This window comes from Leisingera sp. ABM4_060 (genome assembly GCF_056158765.1).
This window is the reverse complement of the sequence record NZ_JBSWTX010000001.1, coordinates 2,004,042-2,020,525: the sequence shown is the minus strand read 5'-3', so window position 1 is coordinate 2,020,525 and position 16,484 is coordinate 2,004,042. Positions and strand designations below refer to the sequence as shown.

Below are 16,484 nucleotides of genomic sequence, written 5' to 3'. Positions count from 1 at the left end.
AAAGTCAACGAATACGGAGCCGGGCAGGTATTTCTACGGTAGGCAGGACAGGAGAGGCTCCCGCGCCTTCCGGGCGCTTTTGCCGCTGGCAAATGCTCCAACAGGCTTGGGCGTGGCGCCGCTGCGCGGCGCAAGGGGGGGCTGAGAAGCCCTGCAAGGGCAGGTCTGCCCTTTCAGGGCGTTCGCCAGTGTGTCCTTGTGTCCCAGCGCCTCAAGGGCAAGCCTCTGGCGCGGCGGCTGCGCCGCCCTTGACCCGCTGCGAAACGGAGGGCAGGGCCGGAAAAGGGAACCGCCCGCGCCGCGTCAGCGGCGCCGGGCCCAACGGGGAAGTGCGCATGTCCATGCGCCCGGAGCCGGCGGGAGCACCCCGACAGCGGTCACTCCTTGGCGGCAGCTTTCTTTGGCGCGGCCTTTTTCTTGGCGGCCGTCTTCTTCTTGCCGCCCTTGGAGGATTTCTCGGCAATCAGCTGCACCGCCATTTCCATGGTCACGTCCTTGGGCTCCACGTCCTTGGGCAGGGTGGCGTTCACCTTCTCCCATTTGACGTACGGCCCGTACCGCCCGTCCATGATGTTGATGGCGCCGCCGCTCTCGGGGTGCTCCCCCAGTTCCTTCAGCGGCTTGGCCGCGGCCCGGCTGCCGCGGCGGCCCGGGTTGGCGCGTTTCTCGGCCAGCATCTCAACCGCGCGGTTCATGCCGATCTCAAAGACGTCCAGCGTCTCCTTGAGGTTCACATAGACCGGCTTTTCCTCATTCGGCAGCTGGTGCGCGATATATGGCCCGAACCGGCCCAGGTTGGACTGGATTGCACCGCCGTCCGGGTGCAGGCCGATGTCGCGCGGCAGGGTCAGCAGGGTCAGGGCCTGTTCCAGCGTGACCTCATTCGGCCCCCAGCCGGGCAGGAAATCCTTGCCTTGCTTGGGCAGCGAAGAACGCGGCGGCTTCTTGTTTTCCGGTGTGGCTTCGCCGCGCTGCACATAAGGGCCGAAACGGCCGGACTTCAGGTGGATCTCGTCGCCTGCGTCCTCGCCCAGGATACGTTCGTAGCCTTCCGCCCCTTCGCCTGAGATCGGCCGGGTGTAATTGCATTCCGGGTAGTTGCCGCAGCCGACAAAACCGCCGGTGCGCGAGGTTTTCAGATGCAGCTGGCCTGCGCCGCATTTCGGGCAGCTGCGCGGGTCGGTGCCATCCTCGCGCGGCGGATAGAGCTGCGGTGCAAGGGCCGCGTCCAGCACGTCCAGCACTTCGGTGATGCGCAGGTCCGATGTCTCGGTAATCGCCGCCGAGAAATCGCGCCAGAACTTGCCCAGCAGGTCCTTGTAGTCGCGGGCGCCGGCGCTCACGTCATCCAGCTCTTCCTCCAGGTTGGCGGTGAACTCGTAGCCCACGTATTTGCGGAAGAAGTTCAAAAGGAAGATGGTGACGATCCGGCCCTTGTCCTCGGGGAACAGGCGGTTCTTCTCCTTGCGGACGTATTCGCGGTCCTGGATCGTGGTGATCACCGACGCATAGGTCGAGGGGCGCCCGATGCCCAGCTCTTCCATGCGTTTGACCAAGGTTGCCTCGGTATAGCGCGGCGGCGGCTGGGTGTGGTGCTGCAGCGCCAGCACGGCGCCGTTTTCAGACAGTACCGACGCGTCCTTGCCGGCCTTTTCGGCCTGCGCCGCCAGCGAGGAGGCAAATTTCAGCGCTTCTCCCTGCATGATCTGCGGCAGGCGTTTGTCGTCCTCGTCCGAGACGTCGTCGCGGCCTTCCTCGTAAACACGCATGAAACCGTCGAACAGCACCACCTGGCCGGTTGCGCGCAGCACAATCTGGCGGTCGTCCGAGCCGATGTCGACGGTGGTGCGTTCCAGCCGGGCGCCTTCCATCTGGCAGGACAGGGTGCGCTTCCAGATCAGGTCATACAGCTTGCGCTGATCGTCATCCGTGACCTTCAGCGCCTTGGCGTCACGGCTCATGTCCGTCGGGCGGATACATTCGTGCGCTTCCTGCGCGTTCTTGGCCTTGTTCTTGTAGATCCGCGGGCTGGAGGGCACGTATTCGGCACCATAGCGCTTTTCGATCTCGGCGCGGGCTTCCTGCACGGCTTCCGGCGCCATATCGATGCCGTCGGTCCGCATATAGGTGATATAGCCCGCTTCATAGAGCCGCTGCGCCGCATTCATGGTCTGGCGCGCGCCCATGCCGAACTTGCGGCTGGCTTCCTGCTGCAGGGTCGAGGTCATGAAGGGTGCAGAGGGGTTGCGGGCGGCAGGTTTCGCCTCCACCGACAGCACTGACAGGCTGCGTGAAGCAACCGCCTGCACTGCCAGTTCGGCAGCGGTGGCGTTTTTCAAGGAATATTTGTCGAGCTTTTCGCCGCCCAGAACGGTCAGGCGTGCTTCAAATTCCTGGCTGCGCGGAGTGGCCAGCTGCGCCCGCACCGACCAGTACTCCTGAGCGTTGAAGGCCTCGATTTCCATCTCGCGCTCGACGATCAGCCGCAGACAGACCGACTGCACCCGGCCCGCAGAGCGGGCACCGGGCAGTTTGCGCCACAACACCGGCGACAGGTTGAAGCCCACCAGATAGTCCAGCGCGCGCCGCGCCAGGTAGGCTTCGACCAGCGGCATGTCGACCTGGCGGGGTTTGCTCATCGCCTCGGTCACCGCTTCCTTGGTGATGGCGTTGAAGGTCACCCGGCTGACCGGCGTGTCCTTCTTGATCGAGCGGCGCTTGGTCAGCGCCTCCTGCAGATGCCAGCTGATTGCCTCCCCCTCGCGGTCGGGGTCGGTGGCGAGAATCAGCGCATTGTCCTCTTTCAGCGCGTCGGCGATGGCCTTCACATGTTTGCGGGAATCAGCGCCGACCTCCCAGGTCATGCCAAATCCGTCGTCGGGATCGACCGACCCGTCCTTGCGCGGCAGGTCGCGCACATGGCCGTAAGACGCCAGAACCGTATAGCCGGAGCCCAGGTACTTATTGATTGTTTTTGCTTTGGCCGGGGATTCGACAACAACAACTGGCATTAATTCTGATACCTCTTCGGACCGCTTCTGCGGGTTCTATGGCGGGGCAAGATGTGGGGCGCAAGGGGGGATTGTCAATCCGGGCCCAATGGACGCGGCGGCAAACGCAGTGTTTGCGCTGCTGTTGCGGCGGTCAGCAAAGGGAGCTTTGCGGCGCCGGTTCAGGGTGTTTGGCGGGGCTGGGGGAGTCAGTCTTTCTCCTCTGGCAGCGCCTTGGACAGCAGGCCGCCGGGCTGGCGGGTGATCGTGCCTTCAAGTTCGAGATCGGTCAGCGCCGGCGCCAGATCCTGCGGCGGCAGTGCGAGGTCGCGCAGCAGATCGGTCTCGGACGTGGGCGTGGGGCCCAGCCGGCCAAGGATCTGCTGATGCAGGGCGTGGGTCTCTGCCAGGCTGCGCTGCTGGGGCGGCGGCGGCGGCAAATCCGCCAGCGCCTGCTGCAGGCTGGCTGCCGGTGCAGCCTTCATGGCCGCCGGAGCAATATCCTGCGGCGGCAGTGCGTCCAACACGTCGGCTGCATCGCGGATCAGCACGGCGCCGTCGCGGATCAGCCGGTTGCAGCCGGAGGAGCGGGCGTCAAACGGATGCCCGGGCACCGCCAGCACCTCGCGGCCATAGTCAAGTGCGTCCCGGGCGGTGATCAGGCTGCCGGACTTTGCCGCCGCCTCAACCACCACCACGGCGCGCGGCATGCCGGCAATGATCCGGTTGCGCTTGGGAAAATCGCGGGCCTGGGGCGTCATGCCGACCGGCTGTTCTGAGAGGCGCAGGCCTGTTTCGCTGATACGCCCGGCCAGGCCAGCGTTTTCTGCCGGATAGATCACATCTGCGCCGCCTGCCAGCACTGCAATGGTTCCGGTCTGCAGCGCGGCCTGATGCGCGGCGGTGTCGACGCCGCGGGCCATGCCTGAGACCACCGTATAGCCGGCTTCGCCCAGGCTCTGCGCCAGCGAGCGGGCCATGCGCAGCCCCAGCGAGGAGGCATTGCGGGCGCCCACGATCGAGATCATCGGGCGCTCCAGCACGGAAAGGTCGCCAATGGCCCACAGCAGGGGCGGCGCATCTTTCAGCCCGGACAGAAGAGCGGGGTATAGCGGATCCGAAAAGCACAAAAGCCGCGCTTTGGCGGCTTTTGCGGCCTTAATTTCGGCGTCCACCGCACTGGCAGGGCATGTTTCATACCCCTTGATACCTGCGGAGCGTGCCATTTCAGGCAGCGCATCCAGCGCGTTCTGCGCTGAACCGTATTGAGCGAGCAGCCGGTGAAACGTCACCGGGCCTACCCGCTTGGAGCGCAACAGACGAAGCCAGGAATACTGCGTATCTTCCGTGGTGGGTGGGAGTGGGGGGTGAGTGGAAGAATGTGCTTCTTCAGTCATCCGCAGCTCCGCCTGTTTGCAGAACCAGAATTAACCTTGAGGGGGTTAACAGGTGGTGAACGCAGTGAGGTTTTTTAGAAATTTCCCGAAAATTTTCGTAAGTAGCGAAAACAAATGGAGAATTGGGTTTCGCCCGCAGGTTGCGGGAGGCTGCTTTCAGTCAATCCGGCCCGGATGCAACGGCATCCAGGCCGGAAACGTTGGAGGTTGGACCCATTGGGCAGGCAGCCTCAAGCCGCCGAGCCGCCAACCGTCAGGCCGCCCATCAGCACCGAAGGCTGGCCGACGCCGACAGGCACCCATTGGCCTGCCTTGCCGCAATTGCCCATGCCGGGGTCCAGCGCCATGTCGTTGCCAAGCCCGCGAATCTGTTTCAGCGCGGTGGCGCCGTCGCCGATCAGCGTGGCGCCTTTGACCGGCGCGCCGACCTTGCCGTCCTTGACCCGGTAGGCTTCGGTGCAGGAGAACACGAACTTGCCATTGGTGATGTCCACCTGGCCGCCGCCAAAACCGACGGCCCAGATGCCGTCCTTGATGCCGGCCACCAGTTCGCCCGGATCGGTCCCGCCGCCCAGCATATAGGTGTTGGTCATCCGCGGCATCGGCGGATGGGCATAGCTCTGCCGCCGTCCGTTGCCGGTGGGGGAGACCCCCATCAGCCGGGCGTTCTGGCGGTCCTGCATGAAGCCGACCAGCACGCCGTCCTCGATCAGGGTGGTTTTCTGGCTCGGGGTGCCCTCGTCGTCGACAGTGATCGAGCCGCGCCGGTCCGGGATGGTGCCGTCATCCAGCACAGTGACCCCCTTGGCGGCGATTTGCTGGCCCATCAGCCCGGCAAAGGCAGAGGACCCCTTGCGGTTGAAGTCGCCTTCCAGGCCATGGCCGATGGCCTCGTGCAGCAGGATGCCGGGCCAGCCGGGGCCAAGCACCACATCCATCTCGCCCGCAGGTGCCGGGACCGCGTCCAGATTGACCAGCGCGATCCGCAGCGCCTCCTGCACTTGGGCCTGCCAGTGCTTGGGATCGACCAGCCCGTCGAGCCCCAGCCGCCCGCCGCCGCCGGCAGAGCCGCTTTCGCGGCGGCCGTCCTTTTCGACGATCACAGAGACATTCAGCCGGGCCATCGGGCGGGTATCGCTGACCCGCGCCCCGTCGGCGCGCAGGATCTCCACTTCCTGCAGCGAGGCGGCCAGTGACGCGGAAACCTGCACCACGCGTTGATCCAGATCACGTGCGTAGGCATCAATTTCGCGCAGCGTCTCTACCTTGACCGGGAACGGCATGGCGCTGATCGGATCGGCATCGGTGTAGAGCTTCGTGTTGGTTGCCTGCGGTGCCGCCGAATAGGTGCCGCCGCCATCACCCACCGCCAGCCGGGCGGTTTCCGCTGCCCGCTTCAGCGACGCGATGGAGACCTCGGTGGAATGGGCATACCCGGCCACATCGCCATTCACCGCCCTTAAACCAAAGCCTTCGGAGGCATCATAGCTGGCACTGCGCAGCCGCCCGTCATCAAAGGACAGCGCCTCGGACTTGCGGCGCTCGGCAAAGATCTCGCCATCCTCGGCCCCGTTCAGCGCGTCGCGCAAACAGGCCAGGGCCTCATCTTCGGGAAGCGCGGTTTCAAATGGGCGGAAGGCTGGGTTTTCCATGGCACGGTCCTCGGGTTTTTTTGATGTAAATCAAGAAAGCGACGGTTTGACGCTTGGCTGCCTCTTTATCTGTGCCTCTGAATATGATTTTAAGCTGCCTCAAAGACAACGGGGCAGGTGCGTTTTGTGGAATCATTGATTCCCCGATTTCGTGCTGCCGCAGGAACATGCGATCAACCGATCAGGACAGAACATGAAAAACGCTTTGATGCTTTCGGGCCTTTTCGCCGGCCTTGCAAGCCTTCCAGCCACAGCGCAAGAAGGCCTTGAAACCATTGGCAAGCCGGTCGACGGCGGCCTGAATTTCCAGCCCGCGGCGACCTCCTTGATGGACGGGATCCATAAGCTGGACTGGATGATCCTGGTGATCATCACCGTGATCTGCGTCTTTGTCGCTGGCCTGCTGCTGTTCGCGATCCTGCGTTTCAACCGCCGCGCCAACCCGACCCCGGCGAAATTCACCCACCACACCCCGATCGAAATCGCCTGGACCGTGATCCCGATCCTGGTTCTGGTTTTCATCGGTTCCTTCTCGCTGCCGCAGCTGTTTGCCCAGCAGGAAATCCCCGAGGGCGACATCACCATCAAGGTGACGGGCTACCAGTGGTACTGGGGGTATGAATATGTGGACGAAGGCGTCGAGTTCGAAAGCTACATGCTGGGCAACCCGTCGACCCTCGATCCGGCAACCCGTCCGGCAGACGCCGACGTCACCCCGTTCGTGCTGGATGACGCGATGCGCGCCAAGCTGACCGACGCGGGCTTCAACGAAGACGAGTTCCTGCTGGCCACCGACACCTCGGTTGTGGTGCCGTCGGGCAAGACCATTGTGATGCAGGTGACCGCCGCCGACGTGATCCACTCCTGGACCATCCCGGCCTTCGGCGTGAAGCAGGACGCGGTGCCCGGCCGCCTGGCGGAACTGTGGTTCAACGTCGACGAAGGCAAGGAGGGCGTCTACTTCGGCCAGTGCTCCGAACTGTGCGGCAAGGACCACGCCTATATGCCGATCACCGTCAAGGTCGTGACCCAGGCCGAGTACGACGCCTGGCTGGCTGCCACCAAGGAAGAACTGGCGGGCACCCCGCAATCCTTCCAGGTCGCCTCGAACTGATAACTGACTATATGGAGCCCAAGGGAGCTCCGTATGTTTCAGAGAAAAGACCCGGCTGCGCAGCAATGCGCAGTTGCTGCCGCCAAAGGACGCAAGATGACCGACGCAAGCATCAATGCCAGCCGCGCATATGAAGACGAGGCCAGCTTCGGCGATTACTTCGCCCTGCTGAAGCCGCGTGTGATGTCGCTGGTTGTGTTCACCGCGCTGGTCGGCCTGCTGGCGGCTCCGGTTGGCGTGCATCCTGTTGTCGGCTTCTGCGCCATCCTGTTCATCGCCATCGGCGGCGGCGCCTCCGGTGCGCTGAACATGTGGTGGGATGCCGATATCGACAAGGTGATGAAACGCACCAAGGGCCGCCCGATCCCGGCCGGCAAGGTCGAGCCCGGCGAGGCCCTGGCCCTGGGCCTGGCGCTGTCGGGCCTGTCGGTGATCATGCTGGCGCTGGCCGCCAATATCTTTGCAGGCGCTTTCCTGGCTTTCACCATCTTCTTCTACGTGGTGGTCTACACCATGTGGCTCAAGCGGGCGACGCCGCAGAACATCGTGATCGGCGGCGCCGCGGGCGCCTTCCCGCCGGTGATCGGCTGGATCGCCGCCACCGGCACCATGTCGGTCGAGCCCTGGCTGATGTTCCTGCTCACTTTCATGTGGACCCCGCCGCATTTCTGGGCGCTGGCGTTGTTCATGCGCTCTGATTACGACGACGCGGGCGTGCCGATGCTGACCGTGACCCACGGCCGCCGCGCGACCCGCCTCCATATCCTCGCCTATACCGTGCTGCTGGCCGTGCTGGCCGTTGGCACCGCTTTCTCCAGCATCGGCGGCCCGCTGTATCTGGCCGTCGCCCTGGTGCTGAACGCGCTGTTCCTGCATGGCGCCTGGAAGATCACCCGCCGCAATGAGGACGATTCCGAGGCCGACAATTTCAAGGTGGAACGCAGCTTCTTCAAATTGTCGCTGCTGTATCTGTTCCTGCATTTCGGCGCCATTCTGGCCGAAGCCCTGCTGAAACCCTTCGGGCTGGGAGGCTGGTAACATGGCATTGCGCAAGGACCATGAAATCCACAAGCGCCGCTCGGGCCTCAATATCGGCGTCGGCATTCTGCTGGCCGCCTTTGTGGTGCTGATCATGGCGCTGACCATGGTCAAGGTCACCTCCTCTGGCTTCAAGTTCCCGGACGCGCAGGGGGAGCAGAACTGATGGCTCTGCAAGGACCCCAGAAAACTGTCGTCCAGCTGGTGGGCGTGGTTGTCCTGATGGGCGGCCTGTCGTGGGCCTCGGTGCCGTTTTACGACTGGTTCTGCCGGGTGACCGGCTTTGGCGGTGTCACTCAGGTGGCCAATGGCGGTTCCGACACCGTGCTGGACCGGACCATCAAAGTGCGCTTCGACGCCTCCAAGGCGCTTGGCATGCCGTGGGAGTTCAAGCCCGTGGTGCGCGAGATGGAGATCAAGCTGGGCGAGACCGGGCTTGCCTTCTACGAGGCCTACAACCCGACCGACCGCCCGGTAGCGGGCCAGGCATCCTATAATGTGGTGCCGTATGAGGCCGGTTACTTCTTCGAAAAAATCGACTGCTTCTGCTTTACCGAGCAGGTGCTTCAGCCTGGGGAGCGGGTGCAGATGCCCGTGACCTTCTATGTTGACCCGGAAATCATTGATGACCGGGACGCAAAATACGTGCATACGATCACGCTGTCGTACACGTTCAATGAAATCGATCTGCCCGAGGGATACGCAGCCCTCGAGACCGGGGATAACACCGGGGCAGGCACAACCACGAACTAGGCCGCTAGGTGAGGGACACTTAAATGGCGCACGCTAAAAATCACGATTATCACATTCTGCCGCCGTCGATCTGGCCGCTGCTGAGCTCCTTGGGCACCTTCTTCATGCTGTTCGGCGCAGTGCTGTGGATGCAGGGGATCACCTCCTACCTGTTCTGGGGCGCGCTGGTGCTGGTGCTGTACTCGGCATTTGCCTGGTGGTCCGAAGTCGTCAAGGAAAGCGGCCAGGGCGACCACACGCCGGTCGTGCGCATCGGCCTGCGTTATGGCTTCATCCTGTTTGTGATGTCCGAGGTGATGTTCTTCTTTGCCTGGTTCTGGTCGTTCTTCAAACACGCCATGTACCCGATGGAGACCTATGCCGGCACCGAGTACATCGCCCCGGCGATCTACCCGGTCGACCCTTTCCACCTGCCGCTGATCAACACCCTGATCTTGCTGCTGTCCGGCTGTGCCGTGACCTGGGCGCACCACGCGCTGGTCCACAACAATGACCGCAAGGCGCTGATCCAGGGCCTGTCCATCGGTATCGCCCTGGGCATCGCCTTCACCGGCCTGCAGGGCTATGAATACTACCACCTGCTGCACGAAGGCTGGCAGTTCGGCGGCGACGAGTTCTATTCGAACTTCTTCATGGCCACCGGCTTCCACGGCTTCCACGTTGTGATCGGCACCATCTTCCTGACCGTCTGCCTGTTCCGCGCGATGAAGGGCCACTTCACCCCCGAGCAGCACGTCGGTTTCGAGGCCGCCGCCTGGTACTGGCACTTTGTGGACGTCGTCTGGCTGTTCCTCTTCGTAGCCGTCTACATCTGGGGCACCGCTGGTTTGTAATGGTTACATGTTTGCGGTTGATTATCCGCATCCATGAAGTCACACACGGGGCGCGCAAGGGACACCTTGCGCGCCTTGAATTTTGAAGCGGAGCAGCGTCGATGCGGCGTGTCATCTTCCTGTTGATCGTTGGCGGTGCCGGGGTTGCGGTGCTGGTCGGGCTTGGCGTCTGGCAGCTTCAGCGCCTGGCCGAAAAGGAAGGCCTTTTGCGGACGATTGAGGCCAATATAGCGGCTGCGCCCGTGGCTTTGCCTCAGTCCCCGGCCAAAGAGCAAGACCGCTACCGGGCCGTCACCGCCGCTGGTGAGATCGAAGCCAGCGAATTGCATGTGTTCTGGGTCACGAAGGACGCCGAGACAGGCTATCGCGTCATCGCACCGTTTGTGACAACCGATGGCAGGCGGGTTCTGCTGGACCGCGGTTTCATTCCGGCCGCTGAGAAGAGTGCGGCGCGCACTTACGGATCCGCGTCAATCACCGGAAACCTGCTCTGGCCGGACGAAGGCGATTGGACCACGCCCGCGCCGGACGCTGCCGCCAATATTCTGTATGCCCGGGACGTGGCCTACATGGCAGAACAGCTCGAAACAGAGCCTGTCCTGATCGTCGCCCGCTCCGCTGCGCCCGAGGCCGCTGTGACGCCGCATGCCGTGACAACTGCGGGCATCCCCAACAACCACTTGCAATATGCGATCACCTGGTTTTCGCTGGCCTTTATCTGGGCCGCGATGACCCTCTACTTCCTGCGGCGCAGCCGCCCCTGAACTGAAAAGAGCTGAAGGCGATGAAATATATCTCGACCCGGGGCCAAGCGCCCGAGCTGACCTTTGAAGATGCCATGCTGACCGGGCTGGCGCGTGACGGCGGCCTTTATGTGCCGGCCGAAATCCCGCAGATGTCCCACGACGACATCGCGGCGCTGGCGGGCCTCTCCTACGAAGAAACCGCTTTCCGCGTTATGCGTCCCTTCATCGGCGATTGCTTCACTGACGAAGAATTCCGCGGCATCATCGCCCGTGCCTACGAGGGCTTCGGCCATGCCGCCCGCGCGCCCTTGAAGCAGCTGGCGCCGAACCACTTCCTGCTGGAGCTGTTCCATGGCCCCACGCTGGCGTTCAAGGATTTCGCCATGCAGCTGATCGGCCAGCTGTTCCAGGCAGCACTTGAGCGCCGCGGCGACCGGGTGACCATTGCGGGCGCCACCTCCGGCGACACCGGTTCGGCCGCCATGGAGGCCTTCCGGGGCCTGTCGAACGTCGACGTCTTCATCCTCTACCCGCATGGCCGTGTCTCTGAGGTGCAGCGCCGCCAGATGACCACGCCGCAGGACGCCAACGTCCACGCACTGGCGGTTGATGGCGACTTTGACGACTGCCAGGCGCGCGTCAAAGACATGTTCAACGACTTCGATTTCCGCGATGGCGTGAAACTGGCGGGCGTCAATTCGATCAACATCGCTCGCGTGCTGGCGCAGGTGGTCTATTACTTCTCCTCTGCCGTCTCCCTGGGCGCACCGCAGCGCAAGGTGAGCTTCACCGTCCCCACCGGCAACTTCGGCGACATCTTCGCAGGCTTCATCGCCAAGCAGATGGGCCTGCCCATCGGCCAGCTGGTGGTCGCCACGAACCAGAACGATATCCTGCACCGCTGCCTGTCGGGCCAGGGTTATTACAAAGGCGACACCCAGCCCTCGATCTCGCCTTCGATGGACATCCAGGTGTCGTCCAACTTTGAACGTGCTCTGTTCTACGCATACGGCAAGGACAGTAAGGCCATCGCCCAGCTGATGGATGAGCTGAAGACCGGCGGCTTTGACGTCTCGCAAGGCGCGATGCAGGCGCTGTCCGAGACCTATGCCTCGGGGCGTACCTCTGAAGAAGAGACGCTTGCCACCATCAAGTCCGAACTGGCTGCTTCGGGCGAGCTGCTCTGCCCGCATGGTGCCGTCGGTGTGAAGGTTGCCAATGAGCACCGTAACGCAGACGTGCCGATGATCACCCTGGCCACCGCCCATCCGGCGAAATTCCCGGCCGCCGTGGAAGATGCCAGCGGCATTCATCCGCCCTTGCCTGCGCGCATGGCAGACCTGTATGAGAGGCCGGAACGGGTGACCCGGATCGCCAACGATCTGGCTGCCCTTGAGGATCACATCAGAAAGAACATCGCGCATTGACCGTACAGCAGCACACACTCGCCAACGGGTTCCGCATCGTCTCCGAGCATATGCCGGGACTGGAATCCGCGGCGGTCGGGATCTGGGTGAGCGCCGGCGGCCGCCACGAGCGGCTGGAGCAGAACGGCATTGCCCATTTCCTGGAGCACATGGCCTTCAAGGGCACCAAGATCCGCTCGGCCTTGCAGATCGCAGAGGAGATCGAGGACGTGGGCGGCTACATCAACGCCTACACCTCGCGCGAGGTGACGGCCTATTACGCGCGCGTGTTGAAGGATGACGTGCCGCTGGCGGTGGATGTGATCGGGGACATTCTGCTGAACCCGGTGTTCGACCAGCGCGAAATCGAGGTTGAGCGCGGGGTGATCCTGCAGGAGATCGGCCAATCGCTCGATACGCCCGATGACGTGATCTTTGACTGGCTGCAGGAGGAAAGCTACCGCGGGCAGCCGCTGGGGCGGACCATTCTTGGCCCGGTCGAGCGTGTCAGCAACTTTTCGCGTGAGGACCTGCAAGGGTTCGTGGCAGAGCATTACGGCCCCGGCCAGATGATCCTGGCCGCGGCCGGTGGTGTTGATCACGACGCGCTGGTCAAGCTGGCGGAACGTCTGTTCGGCCACATGGAGCCCAAACCCGATTTCACTGCCGAGGGCGCCACCTTCACCGGCGGCGAGGCGCGGCAGGTGAAGGATCTGGAGCAGGCGCATTTCGCGCTGGCCTTTGAGGCCCCCAGTTACCGCGACCAGTCGATGTACACCGCGCAGATCTATGCCAGCGCCCTGGGCGGCGGCATGTCCTCGCGGCTGTTCCAGGAGGTGCGTGAGAAACGCGGCCTCTGCTACACGATCTTCTCGCAGGCGGGGTCTTATGCCGATACCGGCTCGATGACCGTCTATGCGGGCACCTCTGGTGACCAATTGACAGAGCTGGCGGGCATCACCATCGACGAGATGAAGCGCGCCGCGGATGACATGAGCGACGCCGAGGTCGAACGCGCCCGGGCGCAAATGAAGGCCGGCATGCTGATGGGGCTGGAAAGCCCCTCGAACCGGGCTGAACGGCTGGCGCGGCTGGTGCAGATTTGGGGCAAGGTGCCGTCGCTGGAGCGCACCGTGGAGCGCATCAACGCGGTGACCACCAAAGACGTGCGCGAATTGGCCGAGACCATGGCAGTCGCGGCTCCAGCAGCGCTGGCGCTCTATGGCCCGGTGGATGGCGCGCCCGCATTGGAGAGGCTGCAGGAGAGGCGCGCCGCCTGATGCTGCTCAACCGCCGCAAGGTCCGTATCGAAACCGAACGCCTGACTCTCAGGCCGCCGGTGCATGCGGATTTTCACGGCTGGGCGGCGCTCAGGCTGCAAAGCCAGGCCTATCTGACACCCTGGGAGCCGAGCTGGGCGGCGGACCATCTCAGCCGCAAGAGTTTCACCAACAGGGTCTACTGGGCGCGCCGTTCGGTCTCGGGCGGCACCGCGCTGCCGCTGTTCCTGGTCCGCCGGTCGGACAATATGCTGGTGGGGGCGATCACGCTCGACAACATCCGCCGCGGCCCGGCGCAGGCGGGGACGCTGGGGTATTGGACCGGCCAGAGCTTTGCCCGCCAAGGCTACATGCGCGAGGCGATTGGCGCGGTGGTGCACTATGCCTTCAGCAAGCTGGACCTGAGCCGCATCGAGGCCGCCTGCCTGCCGGAAAACCAGGCGTCCCGCGGGCTGTTGGAGAAATCGGGTTTCAAATACGAAGGCGTCGCCCAGTCCTATTTGCAGATCAACGGACGCTGGCGCACCCATGTGCTCTATGCCTCCCTGCGCCACGACCGCCGCGGCAAGACACTGGCGGGGCAGGCCTGACCGCTGCAGGAAAGCCGGTGAGTGCAGGGCGGGATCTCTCCCGCCCGTCGCAGGTGCATCTGTGATGCACCGCTCCCGTTGGGCGTAGCGCCGCCCCTGCGGCGCGGCGCAGTCCGCTCTTGCGGCCGGAAGAACCGGGTGCAGAGACGAACCGCCCGCGCCGGGCCGCAGGCCCGGCGCTCTGCCCAACTGCGACGCAGAATTACCAATTCTGACGGAGCAGGCGGGAGCGCTTCTGAGAGGATTTTCCACCCAAAGGGCTGACAGCGGGCAATTGCGCCCTAGAACCTGCGTCATGCGCGCTTTGTTCTGGTTCCTCTGCCTGACCCTTTGTGCCGGTGCCCTGCAAGCGCAGGAGCGGCGGCCGAGCCATTGCATCGCCTTGGCCGCCGGCACGGACGGGCTGGAATATCTGCAAAACGCCAGCTGGCAGGACCCGGTGGCAGAAGACAGCGTCCATATCCGCTACATCGCTCATGCCTCCTTCCTGCTCAGGACCGAAGGCGGGCTGAACGTGGTGACCGATTTCACCGGCTTCACCGGTGCGGCACCGCTGATTCCCGATGTGGTCACCATGAACCACGCCCATGAGACCCATTGGACCGCCCATCCCGACCCCGCGATCCCGCATGTGCTGGAGGGCTGGGGGTCGTTTGGTGCAGGTATCGAGCATCACCTCGACCTTGGCGAGATGCTGATCCGCAATGTGCCCACCGACATTCGCAACATGTTCGGCGGGGTGGAGGAAAGGGGCAATTCGATCTTTGTATTCGAGGCCGCAGGCCTGTGCATCGGCCATCTGGGCCACCTGCACCATGTGCCGACGCCGGAGCAATATGCCGCGCTGGGGCGGCTGGATGTGGTGATGGCGGCGGTGGATGGCGGCATCACCCTGCCGCTTGATCAGATGCTGGAGGTGCTGGGGCGGCTGCGGTCCTCGGTGATCATCCCGATGCATTGGTTCAGCGACTACTCGCTGCAGAGTTTCCTGTCCCGGATCGGCCCTGAGTTTGATGTGGTGGACGAGGGCAACAGCGAACTGTCAGTGTCCCTGCGCAGCCTGCCCAGCCGCCCGACCATCCATGTGCTGCGGCCCAAGTACCTGCTGGCGGACGAGTGAGCCGCCTTGCCAGCCGCGGGGCCTTGCGGCATGGATAGGGCATGACGCTGAACCCCTTCGATCCCGCCTTTGCTGCCCGTCTTGCAACTCAGCTGCCTGAGGACGCGCTGCGGGATGCGGAACCGCGCTACCTGGAAGAGCCGCGCGGCCGCTATCAGGGTCAGGCGGGGCTGCTGGCGCTGCCGCGCAGTGTGGAGGAGGTCTCCATCCTGATCCGCGAAGCCAATGCCGCGCGGGTGGCTGTGGTGCCTTACGGCGGTGGCACCGGGCTGGTGGGTGGCCAGGTGATGGCGGACGGGGTGGCGCCGCTGGTGATCTCGCTGGAGCGGATGGCAGCGATCCGGGCGGTGCACGCCCGCGAGAATGTCCTTATCGCAGAAGCGGGCGCCATTCTGGCGGATGTGCAGGCCGCGGCGCAGGAGGCCGGGCGGCTGTTCCCGCTGTCTTTGGCGGCGGAAGGTTCCGCGCGGATTGGCGGCAACCTTTCGACCAATGCAGGCGGCGTCAACGTGCTGCGCTACGGCAATGCCCGCGACCTCTGCCTGGGGCTGGAGGCGGTGCTGCCCTCGGGAGAGATCTGGCACGGGCTGTCGCGGCTGAGGAAAGACAACACCGGCTATGACATTCGCAATCTCTTGATCGGGGCCGAGGGCACATTGGGGGTGATCACCGCTGCGGCGCTGAAATTGTCGCCGATCCCGGCGTCGCAGGGCACCGCGGTCTTCACCGTGACGGACCCGCGGGCCGCCATTGATCTGCTGGCCCTCGCCCGCGATCACGCGGGCGAGGGTGTCAGCGCCTTTGAGCTGATCCACCGGCAGGGGCTGAAATTCCTGGCAGAGACGCAGCCGCAGGTCCGCCAGCTCTTTGCGCAGGCGCCGGAATGGTGCGTGCTGATCGAGCTGGGCCTGCCGCGCGGGCTGGAGGCGGAAGACACCCTTGCTGCGCTGTTTGAAGCCGCGGAGGCGGCGGGGCTGGCCAATGACGGGGTGATTGCCCAATCGGACAGCCAGCGGCAGATGCTGTGGGCGGTGCGCGAGCATATCCCGCTGGCCAACAAGGCCATAGGGTCGGTGTCCAGCCATGACATTTCGGTGCCCATTTCGGACATCCCGGCCTTCATCGAACAGGGCCAGGCGGTGGTGGCCGGGCTTGGGGATTTCCGCATCAACTGCTTTGGCCATCTGGGCGACGGCAACCTGCATTACAACGTGTTCCCGGCCAAGGGCCGCAAGCGGGAGGACTATGAGGCCCTGCGTGGTGCGGTGAAGGAGGCGGTGCATGATCTGGTGCATGCCTTCGGCGGCTCCTTCAGCGCCGAGCATGGGGTCGGGCGGATGAAATCAGGCGATCTGGAGCACTACGGCGATCCGGCCAAACTGGCCGCGATGCGGGCCATCAAACAGGCGCTGGACCCCAATGGCATCATGAACCCGGGTGCGGTACTGCACACGGAGTGATTTGGTTTTGTGTCTTTGGAGGGCTCCCGCACCCGCGGCTGCCCGGCTGTGCCGGACCGCCTGGCGGCTTTGGGCCCGGCGCCGCGCGGAGGCGCGGCGTGCCTT

General features: G+C 64.1%; 14 protein-coding genes. 11 read left to right on the top strand and 3 right to left on the bottom strand.

Annotation, left to right across the window (positions count from 1 at the left end; genetic code table 11):
- Positions 1–377: 377 nt before the first annotated feature.
- From topA to tldD, 3 genes are all read right to left on the bottom strand, one after another.
- On the bottom strand, positions 378–3,011 hold the full coding sequence (topA, locus tag ACXAEH_RS10000) for a type I DNA topoisomerase (protein ID WP_475032430.1): 2,634 nt from the start codon (positions 3,009–3,011) through the stop codon (positions 378–380).
- A 188-nt stretch (positions 3,012–3,199) separates the two neighbouring features.
- On the bottom strand, positions 3,200–4,387 hold the full coding sequence (dprA, locus tag ACXAEH_RS09995; RefSeq protein WP_475032428.1) for a DNA-processing protein DprA: 1,188 nt from the start codon (positions 4,385–4,387) through the stop codon (positions 3,200–3,202).
- A 230-nt stretch (positions 4,388–4,617) separates the two neighbouring features.
- Positions 4,618–6,039 carry a metalloprotease TldD gene (gene tldD, locus ACXAEH_RS09990; RefSeq protein WP_475032427.1) on the bottom strand — a complete coding sequence of 474 codons (1,422 nt, stop codon included), beginning with the start codon at positions 6,037–6,039 and terminating at the stop codon, positions 4,618–4,620.
- A gap of 193 nt (positions 6,040–6,232) precedes the next feature.
- On the opposite strand from tldD, the gene coxB reads away from it, so the two are divergent.
- From coxB to ACXAEH_RS09935, 11 genes are all read left to right on the top strand, one after another.
- Complete coding sequence (gene coxB / locus ACXAEH_RS09985) at positions 6,233–7,153, top strand: cytochrome c oxidase subunit II (protein WP_475032425.1); 921 nt, start codon at positions 6,233–6,235, stop codon at positions 7,151–7,153.
- 96 nt (positions 7,154–7,249) lie between these two features.
- Positions 7,250–8,191: a heme o synthase gene (gene cyoE, locus ACXAEH_RS09980; protein ID WP_475032423.1), complete on the top strand. Its 942-nt coding sequence runs from the start codon at positions 7,250–7,252 to the stop codon at positions 8,189–8,191.
- Position 8,192: 1 nt separating this feature from the next.
- On the top strand, positions 8,193–8,357 hold the full coding sequence (locus ACXAEH_RS09975; protein ID WP_475032421.1) for a cytochrome C oxidase assembly protein: 165 nt from the start codon (positions 8,193–8,195) through the stop codon (positions 8,355–8,357).
- Positions 8,357–8,944 (top strand): cytochrome c oxidase assembly protein, encoded by a 588-nt coding sequence (locus ACXAEH_RS09970; protein ID WP_475032419.1) that lies wholly within the window; start codon positions 8,357–8,359, stop codon positions 8,942–8,944. The genes ACXAEH_RS09975 and ACXAEH_RS09970 overlap by 1 nt, the downstream gene beginning before the upstream one ends.
- Before the next feature lie 23 nt (positions 8,945–8,967).
- Positions 8,968–9,777, top strand: coding sequence for a cytochrome c oxidase subunit 3 (locus tag ACXAEH_RS09965; RefSeq protein ID WP_475032417.1), 810 nt, complete (start codon positions 8,968–8,970; stop codon positions 9,775–9,777).
- 101 nt (positions 9,778–9,878) lie between these two features.
- Complete coding sequence (locus ACXAEH_RS09960; RefSeq protein ID WP_475032415.1) at positions 9,879–10,541, top strand: SURF1 family protein; 663 nt, start codon at positions 9,879–9,881, stop codon at positions 10,539–10,541.
- 20 nt (positions 10,542–10,561) lie between these two features.
- Positions 10,562–11,950 (top strand): threonine synthase, encoded by a 1,389-nt coding sequence (thrC, locus tag ACXAEH_RS09955; protein WP_475032413.1) that lies wholly within the window; start codon positions 10,562–10,564, stop codon positions 11,948–11,950.
- Positions 11,947–13,209, top strand: a complete 1,263-nt coding sequence (locus ACXAEH_RS09950; RefSeq protein WP_475032411.1) for a M16 family metallopeptidase — start codon at positions 11,947–11,949, stop codon at positions 13,207–13,209. Before thrC ends, ACXAEH_RS09950 begins: the two co-directional genes overlap by 4 nt.
- On the top strand, positions 13,209–13,799 hold the full coding sequence (locus tag ACXAEH_RS09945) for a GNAT family N-acetyltransferase (RefSeq protein WP_475032409.1): 591 nt from the start codon (positions 13,209–13,211) through the stop codon (positions 13,797–13,799). Before ACXAEH_RS09950 ends, ACXAEH_RS09945 begins: the two co-directional genes overlap by 1 nt.
- A gap of 295 nt (positions 13,800–14,094) precedes the next feature.
- Positions 14,095–14,919: an MBL fold metallo-hydrolase gene (locus ACXAEH_RS09940; protein ID WP_475032407.1), complete on the top strand. Its 825-nt coding sequence runs from the start codon at positions 14,095–14,097 to the stop codon at positions 14,917–14,919.
- Positions 14,920–14,960: 41 nt separating this feature from the next.
- Complete coding sequence (locus ACXAEH_RS09935; protein ID WP_475032405.1) at positions 14,961–16,379, top strand: FAD-binding oxidoreductase; 1,419 nt, start codon at positions 14,961–14,963, stop codon at positions 16,377–16,379.
- Positions 16,380–16,484: the final 105 nt, after the last annotated feature.